The sequence below is a fragment of the Brevibacterium sp. FME17 genome (assembly GCF_014897515.1).
Taxonomy (GTDB): domain Bacteria; phylum Actinomycetota; class Actinomycetes; order Actinomycetales; family Brevibacteriaceae; genus Brevibacterium.
The window spans coordinates 314,403-329,032 of record NZ_JABUYD010000002.1; the positions used below are offsets into that span (position 1 = coordinate 314,403).

12 protein-coding genes and 1 tRNA gene are annotated in these 14,630 nt (G+C 62.7%); 7 read left to right on the top strand and 6 right to left on the bottom strand.

The window, feature by feature from the left end; genetic code table 11:
• Window positions 1-5: 5 nt before the first annotated feature.
• Together INT40_RS03335 and INT40_RS03340 are read right to left on the bottom strand one after the other, a co-directional pair.
• Window positions 6-1,091, bottom strand: coding sequence for an inositol-3-phosphate synthase (locus tag INT40_RS03335; RefSeq protein WP_101569628.1), 1,086 nt, complete (start codon window positions 1,089-1,091; stop codon window positions 6-8).
• 185 nt (window positions 1,092-1,276) lie between these two features.
• Window positions 1,277-2,869, bottom strand: coding sequence for a peptide chain release factor 3 (locus tag INT40_RS03340; RefSeq protein WP_101569889.1), 1,593 nt, complete (start codon window positions 2,867-2,869; stop codon window positions 1,277-1,279).
• Between the two features lie 127 nt (window positions 2,870-2,996).
• Here INT40_RS03340 and INT40_RS03345 point away from each other — a divergent pair, with 127 nt between their 5' ends.
• Window positions 2,997-3,371 (top strand): hypothetical protein, encoded by a 375-nt coding sequence (locus INT40_RS03345; protein WP_193072479.1) that lies wholly within the window; start codon window positions 2,997-2,999, stop codon window positions 3,369-3,371.
• Between the two features lie 25 nt (window positions 3,372-3,396).
• Here the strand turns inward: INT40_RS03345 and hrpA are convergent, their stop codons facing one another.
• Together hrpA and INT40_RS03355 are read right to left on the bottom strand one after the other, a co-directional pair.
• Window positions 3,397-7,722 (bottom strand): ATP-dependent RNA helicase HrpA, encoded by a 4,326-nt coding sequence (hrpA, locus tag INT40_RS03350; RefSeq protein ID WP_226830703.1) that lies wholly within the window; start codon window positions 7,720-7,722, stop codon window positions 3,397-3,399.
• Window positions 7,723-7,832: 110 nt separating this feature from the next.
• A complete protein-coding gene (locus tag INT40_RS03355; protein ID WP_193072477.1) occupies window positions 7,833-8,420 on the bottom strand; it encodes a DinB family protein in 588 nt (195 codons plus the stop codon).
• 148 nt (window positions 8,421-8,568) lie between these two features.
• Between INT40_RS03355 and INT40_RS03360 the strand changes: the two genes are divergently transcribed.
• From INT40_RS03360 to INT40_RS03380, 5 genes are all read left to right on the top strand, one after another.
• Window positions 8,569-8,949 (top strand): YidH family protein, encoded by a 381-nt coding sequence (locus tag INT40_RS03360; protein ID WP_101569887.1) that lies wholly within the window; start codon window positions 8,569-8,571, stop codon window positions 8,947-8,949.
• Window positions 8,946-9,296, top strand: a complete 351-nt coding sequence (locus INT40_RS03365; protein ID WP_193095500.1) for a DUF202 domain-containing protein — start codon at window positions 8,946-8,948, stop codon at window positions 9,294-9,296. The genes INT40_RS03360 and INT40_RS03365 overlap by 4 nt, the downstream gene beginning before the upstream one ends.
• Before the next feature lie 59 nt (window positions 9,297-9,355).
• Complete coding sequence (locus INT40_RS03370; RefSeq protein ID WP_219618816.1) at window positions 9,356-9,673, top strand: hypothetical protein; 318 nt, start codon at window positions 9,356-9,358, stop codon at window positions 9,671-9,673.
• 104 nt (window positions 9,674-9,777) lie between these two features.
• Window positions 9,778-10,704 (top strand): AEC family transporter, encoded by a 927-nt coding sequence (locus INT40_RS03375; RefSeq protein ID WP_193095501.1) that lies wholly within the window; start codon window positions 9,778-9,780, stop codon window positions 10,702-10,704.
• Between the two features lie 130 nt (window positions 10,705-10,834).
• Complete coding sequence (locus tag INT40_RS03380; RefSeq protein WP_319021926.1) at window positions 10,835-11,884, top strand: TIGR01906 family membrane protein; 1,050 nt, start codon at window positions 10,835-10,837, stop codon at window positions 11,882-11,884.
• Window positions 11,885-12,111: 227 nt separating this feature from the next.
• Here INT40_RS03380 and ppk2 read toward each other — a convergent pair whose 3' ends face one another.
• Both ppk2 and INT40_RS03390 read right to left on the bottom strand, forming a co-directional pair.
• On the bottom strand, window positions 12,112-13,014 hold the full coding sequence (gene ppk2 / locus INT40_RS03385; RefSeq protein ID WP_193095502.1) for a polyphosphate kinase 2: 903 nt from the start codon (window positions 13,012-13,014) through the stop codon (window positions 12,112-12,114).
• A 102-nt stretch (window positions 13,015-13,116) separates the two neighbouring features.
• Window positions 13,117-14,373: an MFS transporter gene (locus INT40_RS03390; protein WP_193095503.1), complete on the bottom strand. Its 1,257-nt coding sequence runs from the start codon at window positions 14,371-14,373 to the stop codon at window positions 13,117-13,119.
• Between the two features lie 163 nt (window positions 14,374-14,536).
• Between INT40_RS03390 and INT40_RS03395 the strand changes: the two genes are divergently transcribed.
• Window positions 14,537-14,610 (top strand) — tRNA-Leu (locus INT40_RS03395).
• Window positions 14,611-14,630: the final 20 nt, after the last annotated feature.

The window sequence follows — 14,630 nt, forward strand, 5'->3', positions numbered from 1 at the left end:
TCAGCTCAGCGTTCGAGGTTTCCCTGGATGAAGGCTTCGACTGCGTCGTGAGCTGCGTCATCGCCATTCTGCTCCGGGGGCGACTTCATGAAGTACGACGAGGCGGAGATGAGAGCTCCGCCGACGCCGCGGTCGAGTCCGATCTTGGCCGCACGCACGGCGTCGATGATGACTCCGGCCGAGTTCGGTGAGTCCCAGACCTCGAGCTTGTATTCCAGCGACACCGGAGCATCACCGAAGTTGCGGCCTTCGAGACGGACGAAAGCCCATTTGCGATCGTCGAGCCACTCAATGTAGTCGCTGGGTCCGATGTGGACGTTGCGGGGCTCGAGCTCGGCCGAGGTGTTCGAGGTCACGGCCTGGGTCTTCGAGATCTTCTTCGACTCGAGGCGTTTGCGCTCGAGCATGTTCTTGAAGTCCATGTTGCCGCCGACGTTGAGCTGGTAGGTGCGGTCGAGGACGACGCCGCGGTCCTCGAACAGCTTGGCCATCACACGGTGAGTGATGGTCGCACCGATCTGGCTCTTGATGTCGTCGCCGACGATCGGCACGCCGGCGGCACGGAACTTTTCGTCCCATTCCTTGGTGCCGGCGATGAAGACAGGCAGGGCATTGACGAAGGCGACCTTCGCATCGATGGCGGCCTGTGCGTAGTACTCGACGGCTTCCTGCGAACCTACGGGCAGGTAGCAGACGAGAACATCGACCTGTGCCTCACGCAGCGCCTGTGCGACGTCGACGGGTTCGATGTCGGATTCGACGATGGTCTCGCGGTAGTACTCGCCGAGGCCGTCCAAGGTCGGTCCGCGCTGAACCTCGACACCGGTCGATGGCACGTCGGCAATCTTGATCGTGTTGTTCTCACTGGCCGTGATCGCCTCAGCGATATCGGCGCCGACCTTTTTGCCGTCGACGTCGAATGCGGCGACGAATTCGATATCACCGACGTGATAATCGCCGAACTCAACGTGCATGAGTCCCGGTACTTTACTTCCTGGGGCCGCATCCCGGTAATACTCAACACCTTGGATCAGGGAAGAGGCGCAGTTGCCCAATCCGGCAATCGCGACTCGAATCGATTTCGTTCCCACGTCTGTGATCTCTCCTTTGTCATTTCGGGTCTCCCCGAGCGTCAGGTCTCCCCAACTGGGGCCATCTTGAAATGACCCCGACTATTCATCTTAATGTCCTCGTCAAAACGGCGAGACGTCCTCGTCGAAACGTCGAACGTGTGATCGGCGGAAGTTTATTCCCCTGCCGATCGCGGTGTGTGGGCTCAGCTGACGACGAGCGGTTCCAAAACCAGATCCGGATGATTCTTCTGCACGCCCTGGAGGCGCCACCTGTCTGAGAACAGGGCGAGCAGCTCACCGTCAGAGCGGTGCAGAACTTCAACTGATCGTTCCCTCGCCAGCGTCGGCACGCATTCTGGTGTGGTGCGCCGAGCCAAGGAGAAGTTGAGGCGCTCCAGCGAACAGGGCGCGTGGAATTCGTTGTTCATCCGGTCCTCGGCGACCTCGAACTGCATCGGTCCAACGGCTCCGAGAACCGGGGCCTGGTCACCGCGCAGGTCAGAGCGAAGCACCTGAATGACTCCTTCGTGGTCGAGCTGTTCGATACCGCGGCGGAACTGCTTGTACTTCGAGGAGTCCTTGGCCTTGATGACCATGAAGTGTTCGGGAGAGAACGTCGGAATGCCGGGGAATTCGACCTTCTTGTCCAGGTAGAGCGAATCGCCCACCCGCAGTGCACTGGCGTTGACCAGTCCGACGACGTCTCCTGGGAAGGCTTCATCGACGACGTCGCGGTCACGGCCGAAGACCTGCTGCGCATACTTCGTAGCGAAGGGTTTGCCGGTCGCGGCGTGGGTGAGCACGGAACCGCGTTCGAAGACACCGGAGCAGACTCGAATGTAGGCCAGCCGGTCACGGTGGTTGGAGTCCATGCCTGCCTGGACTTTGAAGACGAATCCGGAGAACGGATCGGCCACGTCGCGCGGCACATCGTTCTTGTCCAGACGCGCCTCTGCCGCGGGCGCCAGGTCGACGAGCATGTCGAGGAGTTTGTGGATACCGAAGTTGAGCACCGCCGAGGCGAACATCACCGGGGTCGACTTGCCGGCCAGGAACGTCTCCTGATCGTGGTTCTGATCCTCCATGTCGAGAAGATCGGATTCGTCGACAGCAGTCTGCCAGGCATCGCCTTCGAGCTCGACGGCTTTGTCCGCGCCATAGGTCTCTTCGCCGGCGATGGTGGCACCGGCATTGGTGCGGTCGTACTTCGTGTAGTCACCGGTGAGACGGTCAAGGACTCCCCTGAAGTCACCGGACTGGCCAACAGGCCAGGTCAGCGGGGTGGGCAGGAGTCCGGTGCGTTCCTGGACCTCATCCATGAGCTCCAGCGCGTCGAGACCGGCACGGTCCCATTTGTTGATCACGGTGATGATCGGGATGTTGCGGTGGGCACAGACTTCGAAGAGTTTCATGGTCTGCGCTTCGAGGCCCTTGGCTGCGTCGATGAGCATCACGGCACAGTCGACGGCGGAGAGTACTCGATAGGTGTCCTCGGAGAAGTCCGCGTGACCCGGGGTGTCGACGAGGTTGAAGACCGCATCCCGATACTCGAACTGCAGCGCCGCTGAGGAGATCGAGATGCCGCGGTCCTGCTCCATCTTCATCCAGTCGGAGACAGTGGCGCGGCGGCCGGCCTTGCCATGGGTGGCGCCGGCCTTGCCGATGGCTCGTGCGTGCAGTGCGAGCGCCTCGGTGGTCGTCGATTTACCCGCGTCGGGGTGCGAAATGACAGCGAACGTCCGGCGGCGAGCCGCCTCGGTTCGAATGTCCTTGTCAGAATACTGGCCAGAAGTCACCAAAATATCTTATCTCTCTTCTGTCGTTGAACGGGTGTCCGGTCAGTCACAGTTGTGGTTAGTGTGCGCGGTCGGCTCTGCGGGGTGTCCAGCGTCTTGTCGGATTTCGCGTTTATGCTGGATGGCGATGAATGAGGAATTTGTTGAATACGCCGGACGCTCCGAACCGAGGGAACGCCTGCTCAAGGCCCTGCCGCTGATTTTCGCGGCGATCCTCGGCATCCCTGCCCTGGTGTACGCGATCAAGTTTTCGCTCGAGATCGGTCAAGTCACCAGTTACCTCTTCGACCTCGGGACATCCGGGTGGGAGGCCTTCAGCATGGTGATGCTCAGTCTCTCAGGCGCGTTCTGCCTTGTCTTCTACCTCGTGTTCCTCTTCGTCGGGACCCGCCGACGGACGTGGAAATGGCGTATCTGGTGGTCTGTCGCCGCATTCCTCGCCGCCGCGGTCCTCCCCATCTGGTGGTTGTTCGCCGGCTACTTCACCTCCGGCCCCGCCTAGTCGCAACTCTCAGCGCCGCGACCCATCACAGTTGTGCGAGTGCCTTCGCGATCCTCTTCTCCGACACCGGGTGGGCAGTTCCCAGCGAATTCGCGTAGAGGCTGACGCGCAGCTCCTCGAGCATAATGATCACGTCCCGCCACTCACTGGGCACCGAGACCACGATCCGTGACCAATTCGCTTTGGCCAGCTCGGGGAACCTGTTGCCGACCTTCTTCAACACGGCGTCGCTGCTGCCGCTGATACGGTCCATGAGCTGCTTGTCGCGCATCGGCGAGTTCTGCATTCCATCGATGCGGACTACCTCAGCCTGCACCCACCGGGGCAGATCGCGGAGCATCTGCCCGGTCATCGCGGCCACCGACTCACCTGTGACTCGTGCTCCCCGCCATGTCTGCACATCTGCCAGGTTGGACAGGATCGCCAACGATGAGGCCTTTGATACGCGCCGGTCGAGTTCGGTGGTGGACCGCAGTGCCTTCATCAGATGAGGCAGCAGGTTCGAGCACATGTCGGTCAGGGCCGCGTGCATCGCGGCTTCCAGCTTCCCGAACTCTCCGGCATCTGCCACCCAGCTGGTCTCAGCAGCACCCAGCTCGGTCTCGACGACGCTGCGGATTCCTGCCCTGATGAGGGCGTGGAGCATTTCGTCCGAGGACTGCTGGTGACCGGCGAGGACGAGTTTCTCATCGGTCGTCAGTCCTTCTCGCAGGTATTTCAGTGCCTCGTTCGTGCGCAGGCCCAACAGGGTGATGAGCCCCTCGCGTGAGGCCAAACGGGCCTGGGCAGCCGTGTCGAAGGCTACGAGGTCGACGCTGGTTCCACGGTCGACCAACCCGGGCACAGCCCCGACTTCAGCCTCGTCCGGGCTGGTCAGCGTGCCGAACGACCATGAGGTGAGTCCCGTCTTGGCATTGAACGAGACCTGCTTAGCCCGGGCCCTGCGCACCTGAGGTTTCGCCGTCGCCGTCAGCTTGGTCAGGTCCTCGCCGATACCCACTGTTGTGGTCCCGTCGATGACGCGGAAGCGGATCCGCAGGTGCGGCGGAATACGATCTTCGTCGAAGTCCGCGGCGGTCACGGTGATGGGAACCAGGTCGTTCAGGCCTCCCCCGCCCGCACGTTCGCTCAGGTGAGCGGCGAGCACCTCGGGCAGAGCCCCGCGGTAGGGAGTGAGCATGGGCAGGATGTCGCGGGCGACGTCAGGCGCGGGTACGAAATAGCGGCGCTTGTTCTTCGGAAGCGACCGGATGTAGGCGGCGACGAGTTCCTCACGCAGGCCCGGGACCTGCCAGGAGAACTCATCGGAATCCACCAGGGGCACGGACGCTGCCGGGAGTTCGACGGTCACCCCGTCCTCGGTGCTGCCGGGTTCGAAGGAATACCTCAGCTTCGCCATCGAACCGTCGACCAGTTCCCATTCCATCGGGAAATCGTCGGCCACCGAGGCGGTGAGTTCCTCGCTGTCGTCGCTGAGCAGGATCGACGTGTTCAGATCCAGCAGATGCGAGTCGCGACGCTTCTGCTTTTTCCACCAGGCACGGAAGTCCGCCGCCGAGGTGATTGTGGAAGGAATCCGTTCATCGTAGAACTCGAAGAGCGCATCGTCCTGGTCCAGGACCCTGCGGTTGCGTGTGCGTGAGGCGAGCGCTTCTGCCTCATCGATGACCGTCACATTGTGTTCGAGGAATCCGAAGCGTTCGTGCCAGTCACCTTCGATGAGGCCCTTGCGGATGAACATGTCCCGTGCGGCCTCCTGGTCGAAGGTCCCATAGCCGACCCGCCTGTCGGAGACGAGAGTGACGCCGTAGAGCGAGATCTTTTCGTAGACCATCGAACCGCCGGCCTTCTTCGACCAGTGCGGGTCCGAATACTGTCTGGTCACCAGATCACCGGCTGCTTCGACAACCCAGTCGGGTTCGATCGCTGAAACGGTACGGGCCCACAGTCTGGAGGTTTCGACGAGTTCGGCGGCCATGACGAAGTCGGGCTTCTTCTTGAACAGACCCGATCCGGGGAAGATCGCGAAGCGGGTACCTCGGGCTCCCTGATAGTCCTTGTTGCGTTCGGACCGGGCACCGATCATCGACAGCAGCCCCGTCAGCAGTGCCCGGTGGATAGCCGCGGCATGAGGGTCGAGTCTCGCGCTTGCAGCACTCTGTCCGGAGTCCTTCTCCGCATCCTGCCCGCCGTTCTTCTTCGCGCTGCGTTTCTGTGCGCTGAGTTCGGCGAATCCGACCTTGCCGCTGGCGCTCTTCGAGCTCGTCGGAGCAGCGGCAGTGTTCGACGTGCTCGACTGAGGCCCGGAAGCCTTTGCCGGCGACGCCGATGCGTCGGCAGCAGACGCCTCGACCGGGCGCCACACCGACTTGTTGACACGGATGCCGGAGGAGCCGAGCAAAGAGCGCAGCTGGCCGACGAGGTCCTGCCATTCGCGGATGCGCACGAAGTTGAGGAACTCGGCCTTGCATTGGCGGCGGAATTTCGAACTCGTCAGCGCGAACTGCTGGTCGTCGAGGTAGTTCCACAGGTTGAGGTAGGACAGGAAGTCGCTGCCCGGGTGGGTGAAGCGGGCGTGCTTCTCATCGGCGGCCGCGCGCACCTCGGTAGGTCGTTCGCGGGGGTCCTGAATGGACAGCGCGGCCACGATGACGGTGACCTCTCCCCCACATCCCGCCTCGGCGCCGGCGATGACCATGCGCGCCAGCCTCGGATCGATCGGGAGCAGGGACAACTGTCGACCGGTCGGGGTGACCGTGATCGTTCCGGCCTTATCGCTGGTCAGAGCCCCCAGTTCGGAGAGCATGGTGCGCCCGTCGCGGACGGCTTTGGCCTCTGGTGGGGTGAGGAACGGGAACTCGAGGATCTCCTTGTCACTTGAGGCGAACCCCAGGTCGGCCATCTGCAGGATGACGCTGGCGAGGTTGGTGCGCAGGATCTCCGGGTCGGTGAACTCGGGTCGCGACTCGAAGTCCTCCTGCGAATACAGGCGGATGCAGATGCCGTCGCTGGTGCGACCCGACCTGCCCTTGCGCTGGTTCGCGCTCGCCTGGGAGATGCGCTCGATCGGCAGTCGTTGGACCCGGGTGCGGTTGGAGTACCGGGAGATGCGGGCGGTGCCGACGTCGATGACGTATTTGATGCCGGGCACCGTCAGCGAGGTTTCGGCGACGTTCGTGGCCAGCACGAGGCGTGGCCTGGAGTGAGGTTTGAAGACCTTCTGCTGTTCACCGGCGGAGAGCCGGGCGAAGAGCGGCACGACTTCCCAGTTGCTCAGACGCGGACGTTTGCGCACGTGAGCCTCGAGGGCATCGGCGGTGTCGCGGATCTCGCGTTCCCCGGAGAGGAAGACGAGGATGTCGCCGGGTTCTTCTGCGCTGAGTTCGTCGAAGGCGGCGATGATGCCCTCGGTCTGTTCCTCGGGCCCCGTTTCGTAGCTCCCGGATTCCCCTGGACCGTCGTCGCCGTCTTCCTCGTAGTCGTCGACAAGTGGACGGTAGCGCACCTCGACCGGATAGGTTCGGCCGGCGACCTCGATGATCGGAGCGTCGTCGAAGTGTGCGGCGAAGGACTGCGGGTCAATGGTCGCCGAGGTGATGATGACCTTGAGCTCGGGCCGCTTGCCCATCACCTCTTTGAGTGAGCCGAGGAGGAAGTCGATGTTGAGGCTGCGTTCGTGCGCTTCATCGATGATGATGACTTCGTAGTCGCGCAGCAGCTTGTCCCGAGAGAGTTCGGAGAGCAGGATGCCGTCGGTCATGACCTTGACCCGGGTCGAATCCGCGACCTGCGCGGTAAATCGCACCTGGTAGCCGATGGTCCCGCCGAGATCCTCACCGAGTTCGTCGGCGATGCGCTCAGCCACGGTCCTGGCAGCGATTCGCCGAGGCTGCGTGTGCCCGATCAGTCCGTTGACTCCCAGCCCCAGTTCGAGGCAGATCTTGGGCAGCTGGGTGGTCTTTCCCGATCCCGTCTCGCCGGCGACGATGACGACCTGGTTGTCTCGGATAGCCGTGGCGATCTCGTCTTTGGCGGCCGAGACCGGCAGGTTCGCCGGGTAGGTGACGTCGACAGACCGGGACTGCCGGGCTGCCGTCAGCCGAGCCCGACGTTCACGGTGAGAGGCGCCGGTGTTCTTGCGTCGCTCATTCTTCCGCCGAGGTGAGCGCTTGGCGGATCGTGCGTCCTTGCCCACGGTGTGACTGTCTTTGTCTGGGACTTGGGAGCCCTTGCGCGAGGTCTTTGAGCCCTGACGCGGTGGCTGTGTGCCCGGGCGTGGTGACGGCGTATCCGTCCGCGGGGTCGAGTTGCCCGTGTCCGGGCTCGACGATGCTGAGTTCTCATGTGCCATTTCAGTTCCCAGCTTAACGTCTGCCCCGCCGAGGCGGAGATCCTCGGTGTCTGGACCCGTCCGGCTGCCGCGTGCATGCAGGTGCTCAGGCGCTATTGGCCACCCACTGCTCAGTCGTTGTCGGCCAGCGCCCGCAGCTTGGCAAGGTAGGCCTCCCAGTCCTGACCCTCGGGCATGTTCGGACTGCGAGGGTTGAGTCCGACCTTCCCATCGATGCTCTCGCGCACGATGTCGGCCTGACCCACATGCCTCGCAAGGTCGACAATGACGTGCACCATGATCTGCTGCAGAGACACCGCCGCCTTCTCAGCCTGCCAATGGGGAACCGTGCCCTGCGCCTCGAGCGCGTGGGTATCGATCGTCTCGTCGGCGAAGTCCCACACACGTCGGTAGAAGTCGAGGATGGAGTCCGCAGTTTCGCCCTCTGCCGCGTACCAGTCGGCTTGTGGGTCGGCCTCGAACTGCGCATCGGTGATGGCCTCACCGGGATGTGGCCAAGGCCTGCCGAAGGTGTCACCGAAGTACCCGATCTCCACATTCGCCATGTGTTTGACGATGCCTGCGAGATTGAGCCCCGTAGCCGTCTGCGGCAGCCGCAGGTCGCGTTCGCTGAGTCCGATGAGCTTCCACATCAGATCATTGCGGCATGCCTGCAGGTGGTTCTTGAGTATCGTCTTCATCGCATCGTCGCGGGCCATGCTTTTAGTCTGCCGCACCCTCGGGAAGAAGGATAGGTCCTTCGCGGCGATCCACCACGAATATCTCCCATCCGCCCGATGGAAGAACTATTCCGCCGCACGGCGGAACCTCGGCGCGCTATTCGACCACACCAGTTATCCTCGATACGTGACCCCCGATGACTCTCGCAGCAGGATCGCCCGACGGTTGTTTCCCGACGGCGAGGACCCCGACCCTCGTTTCACCCTCGCCAACGAACGCACGTTCCTGTCCTGGATCCGCACAGCCTTGGCGTTCATCGGCGGAGGCATCGCGGTCGAGGCCTTCACCTCGGAGATCTTCACCTCTGGACTGCGTGCGACCCTGTCGATCGTGCTGATGGTCATCGGGTTCATCCTCGCCGCCGGTGCCGCCTTCAGATGGCACCGCATCGAGTCGGCCATGCGCCACAAGACCTCGTTGCCACTTCCCCTCATCATTCCTATCGTCAGTCTGGCCTCCGCGCTGGGTGCTGGCCTCCTCGTTCTGGTCTTCGCCGGAGTCCTGTGACCGCGCGGCGTCCCAGACGGCCCCAGCCACACCCCGATCCTGGGCTGCAACCGGAGCGAACGACTCAGTCCTGGCTGCGCACCAGCCTCACGATGACCGTTGTCAGTCTGCTGTTCATCCGGTGGATCAATGTGTTCGAAGGTCTCTCTGTCATCGTCTTCGTCATCTGCATCGCATTGGCGATGGCCGCAATCGCTCTGCAGGTCAGGCGCTACCGCCTCGGCTCGGTGTCCATCCGTGCTGAGCGGGGTCGCCCTACTCCCTGGGCGGTCCTCTTCCTCACAAGCTCGGTCTGCCTCATCGCGGCCCTCGGAATCGCCTCGGTCATCAAGATCTCCCTCAATTGAGGTTCCTCGTTGTGAGACCGCCGTCCAGTTCCCGACCGGCATTGCCTAAACTGGTCTTCATGAAGGACGCACGTGAAGTTTCGACCGCCCCACTTGTCGCCGTTGGCCTCGTCGGCGGATTCCTGACCGCCCGCGAGACCGGGATCCGCCCTCTCGGCGGTGTCGTGCTCGCAGCAGCGGGCGCCTATGCCGCTCGGACCTGGTTCACCAAGCAGGGCTGGCCCATCGGCACAGCGCTGACCTTGGGCTACCTCGGCGGGTTCGGTGCCTCTCATCCTCTGGCGAAGAAGATCGGTGCATGGCCTTCGGTCCTCAGCGTCGCTGCCGTCACGGCGGCGACAGCCTACGTGGCTGTCGACTCCGTCGAAGCTGACTGAGCAAACACAACCCACTCTGTCTGGCCACGGCAGTGCGCCCAGACCACGCCCCTGCACCTCGGCCGAAGCCGACTGATCCGGAAAGCGAGGACCACCGGTAGCCCATGCTGGCTGTTTTCGAAGGCTTCGCCGTCATCGCAGGTGTCATCCTGGTCGGATTCGTGCTCGGACGATCCGAGGTCCTCGGGCCCAATGGGCAGCAGGTCATCGCGAAACTCGTCTTCTATGCAGGTACTCCCACCCTGCTCTACGTCACTGTTGCCGACACCGACCTGGGGCTGATCTTCAACGCGGCGCTCCTGGCCACAGGCGGATCCGCCGTGATTGTGGGTGCGCTCCTGTTCGTCCTCACCCGCTACATCCGTAAACGCAGCACCGGCGAGGCAATGTTCTCCGCCTGGGCCGTCAGCTACGTCAACATTGGCAACCTCGGCATCCCGATCGCGGCCTATGTGCTCCACGACATCGGATATGTCGCACCGGTGCTGCTCTTCCAGTTGCTCATCCTCGCCCCCATCGGCATGGCCGTCCTCGATGCTTCGGGGAAGAAGAAGCTTGATCAGCACTGGTATTCGGGTGTGCTCCAGATTCTCCGCAACCCGATTGTCCTGGGTGCTGCCGCGGGTGTGGCCGCTTCGGCGACGGGTTTCGAGCTTCCGCGCTTCATCTTCGAGCCCATCGACATGATCGGCGCCACCGCAGTCCCCGGAGCGCTGCTGGCCTTCGGCATCTCGCTCAAGGACGGGTGGGCCCTGCCGGCTCCGGGAACCAGGAAACAGCTGACGTACATCACGGTCGGCAAACAGGTCATCCAGCCTGCTCTGGCCTGGATCATCGGCGGCCCCCTGCTGGGGTACTCCGGCATCGCCCTGTTCGCCATCGTCGTCACCTCGGCGCTGCCGACCGCGCAGAACGTCTACATCTACTCCATGCAGTACCGACAGTCCGAGGCACTCATGCGTGATGCGGTCTTCATCACGACCGTGCTGGCGGTGCCCACTCTCGTCATCATCGCAGCCCTGTTGGGCTGACCTCTCCGGCGGACTGGGGAACTGAAATCGGGACGGCGAGCCACCTCGGCGATCCCAGCCTCCTTCCTGATCTGGAGTTCTGTGGCGTGTCGGAGCCCGCTTGCCCACTCGGGTCAATGACAATGGGGATGTGGCTGGAGACGAGAAGAACGAGACCGAAGACCTCCTGAGCAGGCGGATGAGTTCAGGATCCAGTAGTGCTGCCGAAAAGCAGACGGAGCCTCCCTTGGAGGCCGCGAACGATCCTTCGACGGACACCGAGGCGTTCGACCCGATCAGGGAACCGATCGCCAAGGACGAGCCGAAGCCCTCAACCGGGCCGGTGCGCGTTGCGCCCGCTCATTCGTCGACTCCTCCCGAGACTGCCCGGACACGTGAGGTTCCTGCCAACTCCCGCACAGCGGTGATGAGCGAAGCCGATTGGGCCGCTGTGACTCAGGCCGCGACGTCCACAGACACCCACGACCCTGAGGTGCCCGAACGTCGCAGCAGCGTCCTCGATGTCATCGGGACCATCTGGATCACGCTGGCCACGCCGTTCATTCTCCTGGCTTTGGCTGTCCGATTCGTGGCCTCTGGGCTGTTCCTCAAGTTCGAGTACTTCCGTCCCGGGTTCCCGGCCGACCAGTTCGGCTTCGGCAGCGCCGACCGCGAACACTACGGCACCTACGTCATCGACTATCTGGCGAACCTCGACTCCCGGCGTTATCTCGCCGACGTCATCATGCCCAACGGCGAACCCATCTTCATCTCCGACGAGCTCAACCACATGGCCGACGTCAAGGATCTCATCTCCCTGCTGTACCTGGTTGCCCTCGTCGGCCTCATCGGCGCCATCCTCTTCGGCCTCTACATGTCACGCACACACGGCCTGGGCATCCACGTCGGACTGCGCTTGGGTGCCATCATCAGCATCATCGGCATGGCCGGCGCGGCAGTGCTCGCATTCCTCGGCTGGGACACCTTCTTCCGCGGATTCCACAAGATCTTCTTCTCCAACGGAACCTGGGAGTTCTACAGCGACGACTCCCTCATCCGACTGTTCCCACCCCAGTTCTGGGTCGACGCAGGAATCGCCGGGGGCGGGCTCTTCGTCCTGCTGGCCGTCATCCTCTTCTGGCTCAGCTTCGCCGGCCACAAGAAGCGCCGCGCAGTGAAGAAGGCTCGGCGAGAGGCCTGAGCACAGCGGGCTTTACGCCCAGCACAACGGGCTGCTCGCCCAGATGAGTACTGCGGACTCTGTCCGCTCCACGGTTGTCGGCCGGGTGGTCTTTCCCCTTCCACCCGGCCGCAGTATATTCATCGCTCCGACTCGTTCCTCGCAACATCAGTACCGGCACCTGCCGCCAGGTCGCTTCAGTCAAGGCAGGTCGCGTCGGCCGCCGCGGTTGCTTCAGTCCAGCTACTTCAGTCGTCGACGGCGTCGCGTCCGCGGCGGACGATGATCGGGTCCGGTTCATAGACGATCGAGGTGTCCTTGTCCTCGTAGTCGAACTGGTTGAGGAAGTAGCGCATGGCATTGAGGCGTGCCCGCTTCTTGTCATTGCTCTTGATGGTGATCCAGGGAGCATGATCGGTATCCGTGCGGCGAAACATCTCTTCCTTCGCTGCAGTGTAATCGTCCCAACGGCCCAAGGACTCGAGGTCCATGGGAGAGAGCTTCCACTGTCGCACCGGGTCGATCTGGCGGATCGCGAAACGGGTGCGCTGTTCCCGCTGAGTCACAGAGAACCAGAACTTGGTGACGTGGATGCCGGAATCGATGAGCATCTTCTCGAATACCGGGGCCTGCTCCATGAACGTCTCGTATTCGTAGTCCGTGCAGAAGCCCATCACGCGTTCGACGTTGGCTCGGTTGTACCAGGACCGGTCGAACATGACGAACTCGCCGCTGGTGGGCAGGTGGCTGATGTAGCGCTGGAAATACCACTGGCCCGCTTCCTTGTCAGACGGCTTGTTCAGGGCCACGACACGTGCCGCACGCGGGTTGAGGTGCTCGGTGAAGCGTTTGATCGTTCCACCTTTGCCGGCGGCGTCACGGCCTTCGAAGACGATGACGTGCTTACGGTCGGTGTCCTGCCCCCAGTACTGGAATTTCAGCAGTTCGACCTGTAGCCGGTATTTCTCGAGCTCGTATTCTTCCCGGTCCATGAGCTCCGGGTATGGGTAGCCCTCACGCCAGGTTTCAACCGCGCGCCCCATCGGATCGATGAGGTTCGGGTCCGTGGTGTGAGAGTCCTCGACCGTATAGCCTTCGATCCGAAGCTTGTCGATGTATTCGCGCAGGTTCTCATTGAGCAGATTGTTCACAGGCGCTCCTCCATATCGACAGCGTTCGTCTTCTTCAGCGGCCTGGCCTCAATATTGTGGTCATCACCAGTCCCCAGGCACAGTACTGAGTAGAGATGAACATCAGGCTATCCGATCGATGTCCTGTTTCGGAATGAATCCCAGACTCAGCAGGGGCGCCACGGCGACGAAGGCGAATGACAGTGGGTATCCGAACACTGTGATCAGCGTCCCGAATCCCGGACCCAAGATCGCAGACATGACGAACTGTCCCGTGTTCTGCGTGCCCATGGCCTTGCCTGACCATTGGGGACCAGCTGCCTCGGCGACCGAGGCGAAGGCCAGCCCGTTATCGGCCACCGATACGGTCGAGGCCAGGATGAACACCACCGCCGCCACTACGGGCATCGGAGTGATGGAGATGAGCGCAATCGCCGCCACGAGGACGACGGCTGCAATGGCCACGATCCGCATCAGCCCGACCCTGGACCCGAGGCGATCGGAAAGTGCACCGACGATCATGCGCCCGATCGCTCCCACGATCTGAGAGGCCGCGACGATGCCGCCGGCGATGCCGGGGCTGATGTGCTGATTCGCGATGAGCCAGATGAGACCGTAGGTAGAGAACGCGAACTGTGGGATCACCAGCAGCGCGGAGACGGCGTGGATGCGCCACAGGAACGAATCCATCCGGTAGGGGTTGTTCGTCGCAGATGGCGCCTTCACCTCTCCCCTCGCCGAGGCGGAGCCTGGCCCGGCATCATCGGTGGCCGTGTGTACGACGGTGGGTGCCACCTCGGCGCGGGGAGGGTCCCGGACGAGTCCGAGACAGATCACGGACATGACCCCGGTGACGATGACGACGAACCACAGGTAGCCGGTGAACCCACCGGATGACGCGATGGGTGGGACGCTCAGTGCCGCGACACTTGTGCCAAGCGGCTGTGACATCTGCCTGATGCCCATGGCCAGACCGCGGCGGTGCCGGGGAAACCAGCCCATGACCACGCGTCCGCTGGCCGAGTTCACGGACGCGGCGGCGGCACCGGAGGCCGCGATGATGATGACCATCCACACTGGTGAGCCGACCACAGCCACCGCCAGCCCCGAGGCCAAAGCCGTTAGGGCGATGCCCAGAGTCATGGCCAATCGTTCACCGAACTTATCGGCGAAGGCGCCCCAGGCGATGAGGGTGAGGATGAGGCCGAAGCTCGGAGCTGCGGCCACAGTGCCAGCTTGGGTGAGCGTGTAGCCAAGATCCGTGTGCATATACGGAATGAGGAAAGCTGGTCCGGTGATCGCGACCGTGGCCGCCATCTGCGAGAGCACTCCGATGACGAGGATCACCCAGGCCTGTCTGCTGGGCGAGTTCTCTGTCATAAGTTTGAGACTAGTCGTCTCACATACGATCCGTCTTTGCGTCTCAGATCGCGGCGGACGCTCTGCCGTCGTGTCCCGGATCGCGGCGGGCGACTTTTCGCTATAAAGTGAGTGCTGGCGCTGCCCTTGCAGTGCCTGCACAATGGGCTGCAAGCCCAAATATCCCCCTATAGCCCAATCGGCAGAGGCAGTCGACTTAAAATCGATCAAGTGTGGGTTCGAGTCCCACTGGGGGGACTTTTTCTGCCTGCTGTTCT